At 72.1% G+C, this 15,770-nt stretch carries 18 protein-coding genes; 11 read left to right on the top strand and 7 right to left on the bottom strand.

The window, feature by feature from the left end; translation table 11 throughout:
• The first annotated feature begins 90 nt into the window (after positions 1-90).
• Positions 91-1,683, top strand: coding sequence for a phosphoglycerate dehydrogenase (gene serA, locus ID804_RS11225; protein ID WP_169080137.1), 1,593 nt, complete (start codon positions 91-93; stop codon positions 1,681-1,683).
• Positions 1,684-1,774: 91 nt separating this feature from the next.
• On the opposite strand, the gene ID804_RS11220 is transcribed toward serA, so the two are convergent.
• Entirely contained in the window at positions 1,775-2,014 is a 240-nt protein-coding gene (locus ID804_RS11220; RefSeq protein ID WP_169080135.1) for a DUF6458 family protein, read from the bottom strand.
• Positions 2,015-2,222: 208 nt separating this feature from the next.
• Between ID804_RS11220 and ID804_RS11215 the strand changes: the two genes are divergently transcribed.
• The 6 genes from ID804_RS11215 to ID804_RS11190 all read left to right on the top strand — a co-directional run bounded on the left by ID804_RS11215 (position 2,223) and on the right by ID804_RS11190 (position 7,837).
• Complete coding sequence (locus tag ID804_RS11215; RefSeq protein ID WP_169080133.1) at positions 2,223-3,281, top strand: 3-isopropylmalate dehydrogenase; 1,059 nt, start codon at positions 2,223-2,225, stop codon at positions 3,279-3,281.
• 67 nt (positions 3,282-3,348) lie between these two features.
• A complete protein-coding gene (locus tag ID804_RS11210) occupies positions 3,349-4,473 on the top strand; it encodes a branched-chain amino acid aminotransferase (protein WP_169080131.1) in 1,125 nt (374 codons plus the stop codon).
• A gap of 4 nt (positions 4,474-4,477) precedes the next feature.
• Positions 4,478-4,906, top strand: coding sequence for a hypothetical protein (locus ID804_RS11205; RefSeq protein WP_169080129.1), 429 nt, complete (start codon positions 4,478-4,480; stop codon positions 4,904-4,906).
• Positions 4,903-5,220: a ferredoxin gene (gene fdxA, locus ID804_RS11200; protein WP_169080127.1), complete on the top strand. Its 318-nt coding sequence runs from the start codon at positions 4,903-4,905 to the stop codon at positions 5,218-5,220. The genes ID804_RS11205 and fdxA overlap by 4 nt, the downstream gene beginning before the upstream one ends.
• Positions 5,221-5,246: 26 nt before the next feature.
• Positions 5,247-6,374 carry a succinyldiaminopimelate transaminase gene (dapC, locus tag ID804_RS11195; protein WP_169080125.1) on the top strand — a complete coding sequence of 376 codons (1,128 nt, stop codon included), beginning with the start codon at positions 5,247-5,249 and terminating at the stop codon, positions 6,372-6,374.
• A 179-nt stretch (positions 6,375-6,553) separates the two neighbouring features.
• A complete protein-coding gene (locus tag ID804_RS11190; protein WP_317451278.1) occupies positions 6,554-7,837 on the top strand; it encodes a citrate synthase in 1,284 nt (427 codons plus the stop codon).
• Between the two features lie 71 nt (positions 7,838-7,908).
• On the opposite strand, the gene dapD is transcribed toward ID804_RS11190, so the two are convergent.
• A complete protein-coding gene (dapD, locus tag ID804_RS11185) occupies positions 7,909-8,874 on the bottom strand; it encodes a 2,3,4,5-tetrahydropyridine-2,6-dicarboxylate N-succinyltransferase (protein ID WP_169080121.1) in 966 nt (321 codons plus the stop codon).
• A 39-nt stretch (positions 8,875-8,913) separates the two neighbouring features.
• Between dapD and dapE the strand changes: the two genes are divergently transcribed.
• Together dapE and ID804_RS11175 are read left to right on the top strand one after the other, a co-directional pair.
• Positions 8,914-10,017, top strand: coding sequence for a succinyl-diaminopimelate desuccinylase (gene dapE, locus ID804_RS11180; protein WP_169080119.1), 1,104 nt, complete (start codon positions 8,914-8,916; stop codon positions 10,015-10,017).
• 103 nt (positions 10,018-10,120) lie between these two features.
• On the top strand, positions 10,121-10,288 hold the full coding sequence (locus ID804_RS11175; RefSeq protein WP_082514986.1) for a DUF3117 domain-containing protein: 168 nt from the start codon (positions 10,121-10,123) through the stop codon (positions 10,286-10,288).
• 90 nt (positions 10,289-10,378) lie between these two features.
• Here the strand turns inward: ID804_RS11175 and ID804_RS11170 are convergent, their stop codons facing one another.
• A complete protein-coding gene (locus ID804_RS11170) occupies positions 10,379-11,011 on the bottom strand; it encodes an O-methyltransferase (protein WP_169080117.1) in 633 nt (210 codons plus the stop codon).
• Positions 11,012-11,074: 63 nt separating this feature from the next.
• Between ID804_RS11170 and ID804_RS11165 the strand changes: the two genes are divergently transcribed.
• Positions 11,075-11,476, top strand: a complete 402-nt coding sequence (locus ID804_RS11165) for a twin-arginine translocase TatA/TatE family subunit (RefSeq protein ID WP_169080115.1) — start codon at positions 11,075-11,077, stop codon at positions 11,474-11,476.
• Between the two features lie 3 nt (positions 11,477-11,479).
• On the opposite strand, the gene ID804_RS11160 is transcribed toward ID804_RS11165, so the two are convergent.
• Positions 11,480-12,406, bottom strand: a complete 927-nt coding sequence (locus ID804_RS11160; protein WP_169080113.1) for a LysR family transcriptional regulator — start codon at positions 12,404-12,406, stop codon at positions 11,480-11,482.
• A 20-nt stretch (positions 12,407-12,426) separates the two neighbouring features.
• On the opposite strand from ID804_RS11160, the gene ID804_RS11155 reads away from it, so the two are divergent.
• Entirely contained in the window at positions 12,427-12,621 is a 195-nt protein-coding gene (locus ID804_RS11155) for a hypothetical protein (protein ID WP_169080111.1), read from the top strand.
• 122 nt (positions 12,622-12,743) lie between these two features.
• Here ID804_RS11155 and ID804_RS11150 read toward each other — a convergent pair whose 3' ends face one another.
• The 3 genes from ID804_RS11150 to ID804_RS11140 are packed head-to-tail and all read right to left on the bottom strand — an operon-like array spanning position 12,744 to position 15,742.
• The gene (locus ID804_RS11150; protein ID WP_169080109.1) at positions 12,744-13,856 is read right to left on the bottom strand and encodes an Mrp/NBP35 family ATP-binding protein; all 1,113 of its coding nucleotides are present in this window, start codon (positions 13,854-13,856) and stop codon (positions 12,744-12,746) included.
• A complete protein-coding gene (locus ID804_RS11145) occupies positions 13,849-14,421 on the bottom strand; it encodes a DUF1003 domain-containing protein (protein WP_169080107.1) in 573 nt (190 codons plus the stop codon). Before ID804_RS11145 ends, ID804_RS11150 begins: the two co-directional genes overlap by 8 nt.
• Positions 14,411-15,742 carry a magnesium transporter MgtE N-terminal domain-containing protein gene (locus tag ID804_RS11140; protein ID WP_169080105.1) on the bottom strand — a complete coding sequence of 444 codons (1,332 nt, stop codon included), beginning with the start codon at positions 15,740-15,742 and terminating at the stop codon, positions 14,411-14,413. The genes ID804_RS11145 and ID804_RS11140 overlap by 11 nt, the downstream gene beginning before the upstream one ends.
• Between the last annotated feature and the right edge of the window lie 28 nt (positions 15,743-15,770).

The raw sequence follows: 15,770 nt of genomic DNA, 5'->3' as shown, positions 1-15,770 counted from the left end.
ACCGATCGCCCCCGACGGCGCGTGGCGATCGCACACCACCACCACCACTGCTGCTCTTTCTCGCGTTCACCCCTGCGTTAGGACGTCCTCGTGACCAAGCCGGTTGTGCTCATCGCCGAAGAACTCTCTCCCGCCACGGTCGACGCCCTCGGGCCCGACTTCGAGATCCGCCAGGTCGACGGCACCGACCGCTCGGCGCTGCTGTCGGCGCTCGCCGACGCGAGCGCGGTGCTCATCCGCTCGGCCACGCAGATGGACGCGGAGGCGATCGCCGCCGGCAAGCGCCTCAAGGTCATCGCCCGTGCGGGCGTCGGCCTCGACAACGTCGACGTGAAGGCGGCGACGACCGCGGGCGTCATGGTCGTCAACGCTCCGACCTCGAACGTCATCTCGGCCGCCGAGCTCGCGGTCGGCCACCTGCTCGCGCTCGCCCGGCACATCCCCGACGCGAACGCCTCGATGAAGCGCGGCGAGTGGAAGCGCTCGACGTTCACGGGCGTCGAGCTCTACGAGAAGACCGTCGGCATCGTCGGCCTCGGCCGCATCGGCACCCTCGTCGCTCAGCGCCTCGCGGGCTTCGGCGTCGAGCTCGTCGGCTACGACCCGTTCGTGCCGCCGGCCCGCGCGCAGCAGCTCGGCGTCACCCTGCTGAGCCTCGACGAGCTCATGGAGCGCAGCGACTTCATCACCATCCACATCCCGAAGACGCCCGAGACGACGAACCTCATCGGCGCGGGGCAGTTCGCGAAGGCGAAGCCCGGCCTGCGCATCGTCAACGCCAGCCGCGGCGGCATCATCGACGAGGATGCCCTGCATGAGGCGCTCGCCTCCGGCCGCATCGCGGGCGCGGGCCTCGACGTCTTCGTCGCCGAGCCGCCCGTCGGCTCGCCCCTGCTCGACCTGCCCACGATCCAGCTCACCCCGCACCTCGGCGCCTCGACCGACGAGGCGCAGGAGAAGGCGGGCGTCTCGGTCGCGAAGTCGGTGCGCCTCGCGCTCGACGGCGAGCTCGTGCCGGATGCCGTCAACGTCGCGGGCGGCGTCATCGACCCGACCGTGCGCCCGGGCATCCCGCTCATGGAGAAGCTGGGCCAGGTCTTCGCGAGCCTCGCCGACCACGCCTTCGCGAGCATCGACGTCGAGGTGCGCGGCGAGATCGTCGCCCACGACGTCAACGTGCTGAAGCTCGCGGCGCTCAAGGGCATCTTCAGCCGCATCTCGAGCGAGCAGGTCAGCTACGTCAACGCGCCGCTGATGGCCGACCAGCTCGGCGTCGCCGTGCGGCTCATCACCGACGCCACGAGTGAGGAGTACCGCAACCTGCTGACCATCCGCGGCGCGCTCGCCGATGGCACGCAGCTGTCGGTCTCGGGCACGCTCGTCGGGGCGAAGCAGGCGGAGAAGATCGTCGAGATCAACGGCTACGACGTCGAGGTGCCGATGGCCCAGCACCTCATCGTCATGCTCTACACCGACCGCCCGGGCATCGTCGCGGTCTACGGCAAGGAGTTCGGCGAGGCGCAGATCAACATCGCCGGCATGCAGATCGCTCGCCACGAGGCGGGCGGCCCCGCGCTGAGTGTGCTGACCGTCGATTCGCGCGTGCCGGAGGAGCTGCTCGAGCGGGTGCGCACCGCGATCGATGCGACCGTCATGCGCGAGATCACGATCGTCGAGGGCTGAGCCCCGGCATCCGCCCCGCATGGCGACGGCGCCGCCCCCGCGAGGGGAGCGGCGCCGTCGTCGTGGTGGCGCTGGTCGCGCGAGATGTCGGTCAGACGACCTCGTCGCGGCGGGTGACGCGGTCGCCCGAGACGGGATCGACGGTCGTGTGCGACGTCGACACCGAACGGCGGCGGCTCATCAGCACGACGCCGATGATCGCCGTGACCGCACCCGCGATCATGAGGATGTACCCGATGGTCGACAGCTCGATCCAGTCGAGGCTGACGTTCACGGCGAAGGCGAGGATCGCCCCGAGCGCGAACATGAAGATTCCGAAGCCGATGCTCATGGTGGAGCTCCTTTCGTATCCGAGAGGGAACTTAGCGCCGCCTGGATGCCCGGCGAAAGCCCATCGACCGCCGAGGCCCCGCCGCGGGGGTAGCCTGGAGGGGCCGACTCCCGCGGAATTCCGGGGCAGAACGGCACAACCTGGGAATCAGCCGCATCGTCCCCCGAACGAGGGTCGACCGCGCCTCCGCGAGCACCGAAAGGCCCTCATGACAACCTCGCCCTCGACCCTCGACCTCGCCGTCATCCCCGGCGACGGCATCGGCCCCGAGGTCGTCGCCGAGGCTCTCGCCGTGCTGCGCGCCGCCGCCGGCGACGACGTCGCCATCACCGAGACGACCTACGCGCTCGGCGCCGACCACTATCTCGCGACCGGCGAGATTCTCGACGACTCGACGCTCGAAGCCCTCGCGCGTCACGGTGCAATCCTGTTCGGCGCCGTCGGCGGCGATCCGCGGGATGCCCGGCTCGCCGGCGGCATCATCGAGCGCGGTCTGCTGCTGAAGCTCCGCTTCGCGTTCGACCACTACGTCAACCTGCGCCCCACGACGCTCTTCCCGGGCGTCGTGTCGCCGCTCGCGAGCCCCGGCGCGGTCGACTTCGTCGTCGTGCGCGAGGGCACCGAGGGCCCCTACGTGGGCAACGGCGGCAGTATCCGTGTGGGAACCCCGCACGAGATCGCGAACGAGACGAGCGTGAACACCGCGTTCGGCGTCGAGCGCGTCGTGCGGTTCGGCTTCGCGCAGGCCGCCGCGCGCCGCCGGAGGCTGACGCTCGTGCACAAGACGAACGTGCTCGTGAACGCCGGCTCGCTCTGGCAGCGCACGGTCGACCGCGTCGCGGCCGAGTTCCCCGACGTCGCCGTCGACTACCTTCACGTCGATGCCGCCACGATCTTCCTCGTCACCGACCCGTCGCGCTTCGACGTCATCGTGACCGACAACCTCTTCGGCGACATCCTCACCGACCTGGCCGGCGCCATCAGCGGCGGCATCGGGCTCGCGGCCTCGGGCAACATCAACCCCGACCGCGCGTTCCCGAGCATGTTCGAGCCCGTGCACGGCTCGGCCCCCGACATCGCGGGGCAGGGCAAGGCCGACCCGACGGCGGCGATCCTGTCGGCGGCGCTGCTGCTCGAGCACAACGGGCACCCGCAGGCCGCCGCGCGCATCCACGCGGCCGTCGCGAGCGACCTCGCCTCGCGCGGTGCCGAGCGCCGTTCGACGAGCGAGACGGGTGCGGCCATCCTCGCCGCGCTCGCGCGCTGAGCCCGAGTACCCTGATTCCACACCGCGCCGTCGGAGCGCCTCCGGCGGACCTTCCTCGAGGACGACCATGACGAACCTCCTGCCGATGGCCGAGCAGGGCCTGAGCTTCCAGGTGACCCGCAACGACAGCGCCCGCAGCGTCGCCGAGCGCGAGGCGATCCTCGCCGCGCCGGGCTTCGGCAAGCACTTCACCGACCACATGGTCGACATCTGCTGGAGCGTGGGCGGCGGCTGGCATCGCCCGCGCGTGCAGCCCTACGGCCCGATCTCGCTCGACCCGGCCGCGTCGGTGCTGCACTACGGGCAGGAGATCTTCGAGGGCCTCAAGGCCTACCGTCACGCCGACGGCTCGATCTGGTCGTTCCGTCCCGACGCGAACGCGCGCCGCCTGCAGCGCTCGGCGAGGCGCATGGCGCTGCCCGAGCTGCCGGTCGAGCACTTCCTCGCCTCGCTGCGCGAGCTCATCGCGATCGACGGCGACTGGGTGCCGAGCGCGCCGGAGACGAGCCTGTACCTGCGGCCGTTCATGTTCGCGAAGGAGGCCTTCCTCGGCGTGCGCCCCGCGCACAAGGTGGCCTACTACCTCATCGCCTCGCCCGCCGGTGCCTACTTCTCCGGCGGCGTCGCCCCGGTCTCGATCTGGCTGACCACCCAGTACTCGCGCGCCGGCAGGGGCGGCACGGGGGCGGCGAAGACGGGCGGCAACTACGCCTCGTCGCTCGTCGCGCAGGCGGAGGCTGCCGAGCACGGCTGCCAGCAGGTGCTCTTCCTCGACTCGGTCGAGGGCCGCTACCTCGAGGAGCTCGGCGGCATGAACGTCGTGCTCGTGAAGCGCGACGGCACGCTCGTCACCCCGCAGAGCGACTCGATCCTCGAGGGCATCACGCGCGACTCGATCCTGCAGCTGGCTGAGGATCGCGGGCACCGCGTCGAGCGCCGGCGCGTCACGCTCGACGAATGGCGCGAGGGCGTCGCCTCGGGCGAGATCGTCGAGGCCTTCGCGTGCGGCACTGCCGCCGTGGTGACGCCGATCGGCCTGCTGAAGGGCGTCGCCGACGGCGAGAGCTTCGAGATCGGCTCGGCCGACGCGCAGCCCGGCGAGCTGACGATGTCGCTCCGTCAGGAGCTCACCGACATCCAGTACGGCCGCCGCCTCGACCCCCATGGGTGGATGCTCCGCCTCGACGCCTAGGCCCATGGCAGCCTCCTCCGCGCGCCCCGGCGCGCTGCACCGCATCGCCGTGCTCGCGCTGGCGAGTCTCGGTGGCGCCGTGATCGGCCTCGTCGGCTCGTTCACGCACCAGTCGCTGCCGCCCGTCGGCCTGCTGCTCGGGCTCACGACGGTGGGCCTCTACACGGCGGGCCTGCGCGTGTGGGGCGACGACCGCGGGCCGGCGCTCGCGGGCGCCCTGGGCATCTCGGCGGTCGCCCTCGCACTCGCCTCGCCCGGCGCGGGCGCCTCGGTCGTGATCCCGAACAACTGGCTCGGCTACGGCTGGAGCCTGGGTCTCATGCTCATCGCGCTGCTCGTCATCGCCTGGCCCCGCGTCCAGCGTGCTCACCGCCGCCCTGCGGGTAGCATCGAGGAGTCCGCTTCCGAGGAGAAGGAACAGCCCGCGCCGTGACCTACGTGATCGCTCTACCCTGCGTCGACGTCAAAGACCGCGCCTGCATCGACGAGTGTCCCGTCGACTGCATCTACGAGGGCGACCGGATGCTCTACATCCACCCCGACGAGTGCGTCGACTGCGGCGCCTGCGAGCCGGTGTGCCCCGTCGAGGCGATCTACTACGAGGATGACCTGCCCGAGCAGTGGAGCGACTACTACCGCGCGAACGTCGAGTTCTTCCAGGAGATCGGCTCGCCCGGCGGCGCGGCGAAGGTCGGCGTGATCCACAGCGACCACGAGATCGTCGCGTCGCTGCCGCCGCAGAACTGACGCTCGGCGCGCCGCCCGCCCCGCTCGTGCCCCTGCAGCTGCCCGACTTCCCCTGGGATTCCCTCGCGCCGTTCGCCGCGCGCGCCCGCGAGCACGCCGGCGGCGTCGTCGACCTCTCGGTCGGCTCGCCCGTCGACGCGACCCCCGAGGTGGTGCGCGCGGCGCTCGTCGCCGCGACCGACGCGCACGCCTACCCGCAGACGATGGGCACGGCCGCGCTGCGCGACGCGATCGCCCGCTGGTACGCGCGTCGTCGCGACGTGACGGTGGCGGCGGATGCCGTGCTCCCCACGATCGGATCGAAGGAGCTCGTCGCGCTCCTGCCGCTGCTGCTCGGCCTCGGCCGCGACGACATCATCGTGCACCCCCGCACCGCGTACCCCACGTACGCCGTCGGCGCCGCCCTCATCGGCGCTCGTGCGGTCGCCGAGGACGATCCCGCACGCTGGCCCGAGGGCACGCGTCTCATCTGGATCAACTCGCCCGGCAACCCCGACGGCGCCGTCCTCGGCGTCGACCAGCTGCGCGCCGCCGTCCTCCGGGCGCGCGAGCTCGGCGCGGTCATCGTCAACGACGAGTGCTACGCCGAGCTGGGGTGGGAGCCGGAGCGCTGGGCGCACCCGGACGCGCCGGCGGGGCCCGGCGTGCCGAGCATCCTGCATCGATCGGTCGTCGGCGACGACCACACCGGAATGCTGAGCGTCTACTCGCTGTCGAAGCAGTCGAACCTCGCCGGCTACCGCGCCGCGTTCGTGGCGGGCGACCGCGCGATCGTGCGGCAGCTGCTCGAGGCGCGCAAGCACCTCGGGCTCATCCCGCCGGCGCCCGTGCAGGCGGCCATGATCGCGGCGCTCGACGATGACGCCCACGTCGCCGCCCAGCGCGAGACGTATCGAGCGAGGCGGGATGCCCTGGCCGGCGCCCTGCGCACTGCCGGCTTCCGCATCGACCGCTCCGAGGCCGGGCTCTACCTCTGGGCCACGCGCGACGAGCCCGCCCTGACGACGCTCGCGAAGCTCGCCGACCTCGGCATCCTCGCCGCCCCCGGCACGTTCTACGAGGGCGAGGGGTCAGGGCACGTGCGGCTCGCGCTCACCGCGACCGACGAGCGCATCGCGGAGGCCGCGGCGCGGCTGACGGCCGCCGCCTTGTGACGAGCCACGGGCATCCTTGGTCGAAGTCCACAATCGGCACGGTGTGACCTTGGCCGATGCGGTACTGGTCGGCGAGGTCGCCTAGGCTGTACCCGGGTTCCTTCCGCGCACCGGCACCACCCCGACCATCGCGGTCATCGCCCGCCACCACCCCCGACCTACCAACGCGAGGAGGCGCAGTGAGCGACGCCGACAAGGCCACGCTGCAGTTCCCCGGCGGAACCGCGGAGTTCCCCATCCTTCCGAGCGTCGACGGCGCTTCGAGCCTCGACCTCTCCACCCTCACCAAGCAGACCGGGCTCACCGCGCTCGACTACGGCTTCGTGAACACCGCGTCGACCAAGAGCGCGATCACCTACATCGACGGCGATCAGGGCATCCTGCGCTACCGCGGGTACGCCATCGAGGACATCGCCGCGAACTCGACCTTCCTCGAGGTCGCCTGGCTGCTCATCTACGGCGAGCTGCCGAGCCCGAGCGAGCTCGCGGAGTTCGACGAGCGCGTACGCCGGCACACCCTCCTGCACGAGGATCTGAAGCGCTTCTTCGACGCTCTGCCGCACCAGGCGCACCCCATGTCGGTGCTCTCGAGCGCCGTCTCGGCGCTGTCCACCTACTACGGCGACTCGCTCAACCCGCACGACCCCGAGCAGGTCGAGATCTCGACGATCCGCCTGCTGGCGAAGCTGCCGGTCATCGCGGCGTACGCCCACAAGAAGTCGATCGGGCAGGCGTTCCTGTACCCGGACAACTCGCTGAGCTTCGTCGACAACTTCCTGCGCCTCAACTTCGGCACGATGGCCGAGCCGTACGAGGTGAACCCGGTGATGTCGACGGCGCTCGACCGCCTGCTGATCCTGCATGAGGACCACGAGCAGAACGCCTCGACCTCGACCGTGCGCCTCGTCGGCTCGACGGAGGCCAACCTCTTCGCCTCGATCTCGGCCGGCATCAACGCCCTCTCGGGCCCGCTCCACGGCGGCGCGAACGAGGCCGTGCTCTCGATGCTCGCGCGCATTCGTGACTCGGGCGAGAGCGTCGAGCGTTTCGTCGAGCGGGTGAAGAACAAGGAGGACGGCATCAAGCTCATGGGCTTCGGCCACCGGGTGTACAAGTCGTACGACCCGCGCGCCAAGCTCGTGAAGGAGAGCGCCGACGCCGTGCTCGCCGACCTCGGCATCAGCGACCCGTTGCTCGACATCGCGCGCGAGCTCGAGGCGATCGCCCTCGACGACGACTACTTCAAGCAGCGCCGCCTGTACCCGAACGTCGACTTCTACACGGGCGTGATCTACAAGGCGATGGGCTTCCCCACGCGCATGTTCACCGTGCTGTTCGCGATCGGCCGCCTGCCGGGCTGGATCGCCCACTGGCGCGAGATGAACAACGACCCGCAGACGAAGATCGGCCGCCCGCAGCAGCTCTACACGGGCGCGCCGGCGCGCGACTGGCCGCAGCGCTAGTCGCGACGCGGCCTCGAGACGCAGCAGCGGGCCGTTCCCTCGGGGGCGGCCCGCTGCGTCGTCGGCGCGTCCTACGCGTGCAGCGCCTCGTTGAGCACGACGCCCGCGCCGGAGCGGGGCAGCACCTCGACCGCGCCCGTGAGCGAGTTGCGCCGGAACAGCAGCCCCGCCACTCCTGAGAGCTGCGCCGCCTTCACGGTGCGCTGGCGGCCATCCTCGTCGACCGTTCCGTCGAGCACGACGACCTTCGTGCCCGCGGTCACGTACAGCCCCGCCTCCACGACCGAGTCGTCGCCGATCGAGATGCCGATGCCCGAGTTCGCGCCGAGCAGCGCGCGGGCGCCGATCGCGACCCGGTGCGTGCCTCCGCCGGAGAGCGTGCCCATGATCGAGGCTCCGCCGCCGATGTCGCTGCCGTCGCCGACGACGACACCCTGACTGATGCGGCCCTCGACCATCGAGGCGCCGAGCGTGCCGGCGTTGAAGTTCACGAACCCCTCGTGCATGACGGTTGTGCCGGGCGAGAGGTAGGCGCCGAGGCGCACGCGCGAGGCGTCGGCGATGCGCACGCGCGGCGGCGTGACGTAGTCGAGCAGGCGCGGGAACTTGTCGACGCCGAGCGGCGACACCCCAGCGCGCTGCAGCGAGGGCCGGTTCGCGTCGAAGTCGTCGGGGTGCACGGGGCCCGCGGTCGTCCACATCACGATGGGCAGGTGGCCGAAGATGCCGTCGAGGTTGATCGTGTTCGGCTGCACGAGGCGGTGCGACAGCAGATGCAGGCGCAGATACGCATCGGGGGTGGATGCCGGGGCCGCCGCGAGGTCGATCTCGACTGTGCGCGCCTCGATGCGCACCCCTCGGCGCGCGTCCTCCGCCTCCAGGTGCTCGATCTCGGCCGGCACGATGTGCGGGTCGCGGCCCTCCGGCAGCGTGCCGAGCGCGGGGGAGGGGAACCAGGTGTCGAGCACCTCGCCGTCGGCGAGGCGGACGGTCGCGAGGCCGTAGCCCCAGGCGTGCGTGGCGGCGGTCTCAGGCATGATTCCAGGCTAGTCGGGCGGCGAACTAGGCTCGAACCGATGACTGCGCAGCCCTTCGCCCCCGACCTGCTCGCCGACGTCGTCGCCCTCACGGCGGCGCTGTGTGACATCCCGAGCGTTTCGGGCGACGAGCGCGCGATCGCCGACGCCGTCGAGGCGACCCTGCGCGCGCACGCCCCGCACCTCGAGCTCGTGCGCGACGGTGACGCGATCGTCGCGCGCACGAACCTCGGCCGCGCCGAGCGCGTCGTCATCGCCGGGCACCTCGACACCGTGCCGGTCAACGCGAACCTGCCGACGCGACGCAGCGACGACGACGGCGTCGACACGCTGTGGGGCCGCGGCACGGTCGACATGAAGGGCGGCTGCGCGGTCATGCTTGCCCTCGCCGTGCAGCTGACCGAGCCGGTGTGCGACCTCACCTGGGTCTGGTACGACCACGAGGAGGTCGCGAGCGAGCTCAACGGCCTCGGTCGCCTCGCCCGCACACGGCCCGAGATGCTCGAGGCCGACTTCGCGATCCTCGGCGAGCCGAGCAACGGCGTCGTCGAGGGCGGCTGCAACGGCACGCTGCGGCTCGAGCTGCGCACCACCGGTCGGCGCGCGCACTCGGCCCGCGCCTGGATGGGCGTCAACGCCATCCACGCCCTCGCGCCCGTGCTCGAGCGCCTCGCCGCGTACGAGCCCGCGACCGTGACCGTTGACGGCCTCGACTACCGCGAGGGCCTCAACGCGGTCGCGATCGACGGCGGCGTCGCCGGCAACGTGATCCCCGATGCCGCGAGCGTCACTGTCAACTACCGCTTCGCGCCCGACAAGTCGCTCGCCGAGGCCGAGCAGCACGTGCGCGACCTCGTCGCCAATCTCGATCCGGCCATCGAGGTCGTCGTCACCGACGCGGCGGCGGGCGCCCGCCCCGGCCTGGATGCCCCCCTCGCGCAGCGCTTCGTGCGCGCCGTCGGCGGCACCCCGGCGCCGAAGTACGGCTGGACGGACGTCGCCCGCTTCAGCGAGCTCGGCATCCCCGCCGTCAACTACGGCCCCGGTGATCCCTCGCTCGCGCACACCGACGACGAGCGCGTGCCGGTCGAGCAGATCGTCGCGGTCGAGCGCGGGCTGCGCGCCTGGCTCGCGGGCGCCTGAGCTCGCACGCCGCTTCTCCACGGCCGGGCATCCGTCGATTTAGCCGAACGCCCGCCGTACGGGATAATGAAGGCAGAGCTTTCATCGAAAGGGGAGACCGCATATGGCCGCCATGAAGCCGAGGACCGGCGACGGACCGATGGAGGCTGTCAAGGAGGGGCGCCTCATTATCGTGCGCGTCCCGCTGGAGGGCGGTGGCCGTCTGGTCGTCTCCGTCAACGACGACGAGGCGAAAGAGCTGCACGACGCCCTCGCTGCCGCCATCTCCTGACGACAGCACTCGCAGCGCGAACGGGGTCGAGCCTTCGGGCTCGGCCCCGTTCCGCCGTTCCGGGCCCGTTCGCTCGCGGGCGGCCGCGGCCTAGGCCGCGCGCTTGACGATCTGCAGCAGCCCGTCGCCCACCGGCGACAGGGCGACGTGCACGGCGCTCGAGCTCGACAGCTCGCCGATCACCGAGCGGAAGTCGCGCGTCGTCGCCTCGCGCTTGGCGGGGTCGGCGACGGTGTCGCGCCACAGCGCGTGGGGGAGCAGCACGACGCCGCCGACGCGCACGAGGCGCAGGGCGTGCTCGAGGTAGTCGAGCAGGCTCTGCGGGTCGGCGTCGACGAGCACGGCGTCGTAGCTCGACTCGTTCATGCGCGGCAGCACGTCGATCGCGCGGCCGGTGATCATGCGAACCTTGGCGGTAGCGTGCCCGGCGTCGGTGAAGAAGCGGCGGGCGTGCTGCTGGTGCTCGGCCTCGAGGTCGATCGTGGTGAGGTGGGCGTTCGGCGCCCCGCGGAGCATCCACAGACCGCTCACGCCGAGGCCGGTGCCGATCTCGATGATGGCCTGCGCGTCGAGCGCGGCGGTCGCGAGCGCGAGGTGCGAGCCGGTCGCCGCCGTGACGGGCTCGACGCCCTGCTCGATCGAATGGGCGCGGGCCGCGGCGATCTCGTCGGGCTCGACCGTCGACTCCTCGACGTACTTCCACGACAGATCCTTGCTGGCCACGGGCCCTCCTTCTCGCGACCAGCCTAGGGGCGGGGCCCCGGTTCGCCCGGCTATTCTGTGCGGGTGTCCTTCGGCCTGACGTTCGAGAAGCTGCTGCTCATCGGGCTCATCGCCGTCTTCCTCATCGGGCCCGACCGACTGCCGGGGTACGCGGCCCAGTTCGCGCGCCTCATCCGGTCGCTGCGCGACATGGCCAACGGCGCGAAGACCCGCATGCGGGAGGAGATGGGCCCCGACTTCGACGACGTCGACTGGAAGAAGCTCGACCCGCGCCAGTACGACCCGCGCCGCATCATCCGCGAGGCGCTGCTGGAGGACGAGGCGCCGCCCACGCGCCCTGGGGCCGCGGGTGCAGGAGCCGCCGGCGGCTCGGTGCGCGCCGCCGTGCGCGAGTCGGCCTACGCGCAGCGCCAGCGGCTGCTGCGCGAGGGTCGGCCGGCCCCCTTCGACCCCGAGGCCACCTAAGCCTCAGCGCTCGCCGACGGTGCGCCAGCCCTCGACGACGCGCGTCGCCTCCGCGCCGAGCAGCTCCAGCACACGGCGCACGCTCGGGCGCTCGGCTCGGTCGGCGCGCATGAGGGCCGAGATCTGGCGCTCCGCCGGCAGGCCGGAGATCGGGCGGGTGACGATGCCGTTGCCGTGGCTGCGGGTGGTGAACCGCGGCAGGATGGCGATGCCAATGCCGGCGGCGACGAGGCGCTCGACGATGAGGTTGTCCATGATGCGCTGCACGATGCGCGGCTCGCGCCCGACCGCGGCGCCGAGCCGTTCGAGCACGCGATCGTAGGGGTAGCCGACGGGCGCGCCGATCCAGGGCTCGTCGACGAGGTCGGCCCCGCGCACGACGGTCTTCTCCACGAGTCGGTGCCCGGCGGGCAGGGCGACGTCGAAGGGCTCGGTCATGAGCGGCACGCAGCGCAGACCGTGCTCGTTCCAGTGCGCGGGAATGCCCTGCGAGTCGGCGATGACGATGTCGTAGTCGGCGGTGAGCGAGGCGAAGTCGGGCAACGGCAGGTCGTGGTCGGTGAGCACGACCTCGAGCCCCGGCTCGTCGCGCAGCGCCCGCAGCACACCGGGCAGCAGCATCTGACCCGCGGTCGGGAAGGCGCTGACCGTGACGGTGCCGCGCGGGCTCTGCTTGAACTCCTCCCACAGCGCCTCAGCCGCCTCGAGCGCGACGGCGATCGTGCGGGCCGTCTCGGCGAGCGCCTCGCCCGCGCCGGTGAGCACGATGCCTCGCCCTCGCCGCTCGGTGAGCGCGACACCGGCCTCGCGCTCGAGCTGCTTCAGCTGCTGCGAGACGGCACTCGGCGTGCGATGCGTGGCGCGCGCGACGGCCGTCACCGAGCCGCGGTCGGCCAGTTCGCGCAACAGTTCGAGTCGACGCACATCCATGTAGCGAGACTAAACCGATCGTGAAGAAACAGTCGCTTGTCCTTCAGTTTCGACAGGTGTGGAATAGCAGTGTTCAGGAAACAACGAAGGAGATCGCGACCATGCTCGCCGGACTGACCATCATCGCCCTGCTCGGCCTCGCCGGGGCTGTCTCGACCGCCGTGGTGACGGCGAAGGACGGCTATCGCCGGGTGCCGTCGCTCCCGCAGCGCTGACCGCGACCTTCTCGCGACTGCCGTCGGATCCCGCGCTCACCATTCCAGGGGTGAGAGCGGGTTCCGGCGGCAGTCGTCGTTAAGGGGGTGGATGCCTTGCTCTCGGCCCGCCGCCGCCCCACTCAGCGCGGCGTGACCGTGAGCGGCCGGCCCGCGAGCCCGCGGCCGCGCGCCGCGATCACCCGCGCGAGCTCCCGGATCGCCGCGCCCGCCGCGTCGCCCTCGTCGAGCACGATCGGGCGGCCCTCGTCGCCGCCCTCGCGCAGCGCGACCGAGAGCGGCACCTGCGCGAGCAGCGGCACCTCCAGGCGCACCGCGGTCTCCGCGCCTCCGCCCGAGCCGAAGAGCTCGAGCACCGAGCCGTCGGGCTGCGCCAGCCCCGCCATGTTCTCCACGACGCCGATGACGGTCTGCCCCGTCTGGCGCGCGACGATCCCGGAGCGCTCCGCGACGTCGGCGGCGGCCCGCTGCGGCGTGGTCACGACGACGACCTCCGCGTGCGGCAGCAGTTGCCCGACCGAGATGGCGACGTCGCCCGTGCCGGGCGGCATGTCGAGCACAAGCACGTCGAGGTCGCCGAAGTAGACGTCGGTGAGGAACTGCTGCACCGTGCGGTGCAGCATCGGCCCGCGCCACGACACGGCGGTGCGCTCGTCGACGAACATGCCGATCGAGATGACGGCGACGTCGTGCGCACGCGGCGGCATGATCGCCTCGCCGACGCGGGTCGGCTTCTCGCCGGCGATGCCGAGCAGTCCGGGGATGGAGAAGCCGAAGACGTCGGCGTCGACGAGCCCAACGCGCAGCCCCTGCCGCGCGAGGGCGACGGCGAGGTTGGCGGTGATGGTGCTCTTGCCGACGCCGCCCTTGCCGCTCGTCACGGCGATGACCCTCGTGAGCGAGTCGGGGGTGAAGGGCATGGCCGGCCGGTCGCCGCGCAGGCGGGCGATGAGGGCATCCCGCGTCGCCGGCGCCATGACGCCCACCGCAACATCGACGGCGTCGACGCCGGGCACGGCGGATGCCGCGGCGCGCACGTCGCGCTCGATGCGGTCGGCGGCGGGGCAGCCCACGATGGTGAGCTCGAGGTCGATGGCGACGCGGCCGCCCTGCACGCTCACGCGCGGCACCATGTCGAGCTCGGTGACGGGTCGGCGCAGCTCGGGGTCGATGACGCGGTCGAGCGCCCGGCGCACGCTCTGCTCGGTGGGCGCCGGGGATCCGGCGTCAACCACGGCGCGAGCGCTCGGCGTCGTCGGCGGCCGCGGGGCCGGGCGCCGGCTCGTCGCCGCGGTCGAGCTCGTCGAGCAGGCTGCGCAGCTCGGCGCGGATGAACTCCTTCGTCGCCACGTCCTTCATCGCCAGGCGCAGTGCGACGACCTCGCGCGCGAGGTACTCGGTGTCGGCGAGGTTGCGCTCGGCGCGCTGGCGGTCCTGCTCGATCTGCACGCGGTCGCGGTCGTCCTGCCGGTTCTGCGCGAGCAGGATGAGCGGTGCCGCGTACGAGGCCTGCAGCGACAGGATGAGCGTCAGCAGGGTGAAGTTGAGCGAGCGCGGGTCGAACTGCAGGCTCTCGGGCGCCGAGGTGTTGAAGGTGATCCACACGGCGACGAAGACCGTCATGCCGATGAGGAACCACGGCGTGCCCATCGCGCGGGCGAAGCCCTCGGAGAAGCGGCCGATGCGGTCGCGGCTGGAGAACTGCGGCACGAAGAAGGTGCGGCGCTGCGTCTTCGGCGCGTCGAGTCCGGGCGCGCGGGCGGGCGTCGGGCGCCGGGGGCGCCGACGCTCAGCGGCCATCGCCCGGCCTCCTCGCGGCGGGGCCGCGACCGACGCGCGGCACGGGGGCGGGGGAGCGGCGGCGCGCGCGCGGCGGCAGCGGCTCGTCGTGCTCGGCGCTGCGCCAGTCGTCGGGCAGCAGGTAGTCGAGCACGTCGTCGATCGTGACGACGCCGACCAGGCGCCGCGCCTCGTCGACGACGGGCAGCGAGACGAGGTCGTAGCTCGCCAGGCGGCGCGAGACTTCGGCGGCCGAGGTGTCGGGGGCGACGGGCTCGATGCCCTGGTCGAGCAGGGTGCCCAGGCGCTCGTGCGGCGGGTAGCGCAGCATCCGCTGGAAGTGCACCATGCCCAGGTATCGGCCGGTCGGCGGCTCGTACGGCGGCAGCGTCACGCAGATCGCGGCGCCGATCGCCGGCGCGAGCTCGTGACGGCGGATGAGCGCAAGCCCCTCGGCGACGGTCGCGTCGGCCGAGACGATGATCGGCTCGGTCGTCATGAGACCGCCAGCGGTGTCGGCGTCGTACGAGAGCAGGAAGCGCACGTCCTCCGCCTCCTCCGGGTCCATGAGCTCGAGCAGGTGCTCGCCGCGCGTGGCCGGCAGCTGGGCGATGAGGTCGGCGGCGTCGTCGGGCTCCATGTTGTCGAGCACGTCGGCGGCGCGATCGTCGTCGAGCTGCGAGAGGATCTGCACCTGGTCCGACTCCGGCATCTCCTCCAGGGCGTCGGCGAGGCGGTCGTCGGGCAGTTCCTCCGCGACCTCCATGCGGCGCTCCTCCGAGAGCTCCAGCAGCGTGTTGGCGAGGTCGGCGGGCAGCAGGTCGGTGTACTGCGCGATGAGCTGCTCGGCGCTCTGACCCTCGGCGCCCGCGGCGCGCTCGGTGACGTCCGTCCAGCGGGCGAAGACGGTCGCGCCCTTCGCGAACGGGGCGGCGCTCGGGCGGGGCCGGCGCAGGAAGAGCTGGCCGACGGCCCACTCGCCGGGGCCCGATTCCTCGATCGCGACATCCTCGATCGTGGCCTCGCCGCTGCCGTCGCGCAGCGAGACGCGGCGGCCGATCATCTCGGCGAGCACGCGCACCTCACCGCCGCGCTGCTCGAAGCGGCGAAGGTTGATGAGCCCGGTCGTGATGATCTGCCCCGAGCCGATGCTCGTGACACGGCCGATGGAGAGGAACACCCGGCGTCGGCCGGGCACCTCGACGACGAGGCCGACCACGCGCGGAGCATCCGTGCGCCGGTAGACGACCAGCACGTCGCGCACCTTGCCGACCTTGTCGCCGGCGGGGTCGAAGACGGAGCACCCGCTCAGCCGGGCGACGAAGACTTTCGCGGCGCTCACGGTGAAACCCTACCGCCGGGCTGTCAGA

The organism is Microcella alkalica (assembly GCF_014595885.1).
In the GTDB taxonomy this organism is placed as follows: domain Bacteria; phylum Actinomycetota; class Actinomycetes; order Actinomycetales; family Microbacteriaceae; genus Microcella; species Microcella alkaliphila_B.
Note: the sequence above shows the minus strand (reverse complement) of the source record. Positions and strands in the feature narration are given on the sequence as shown.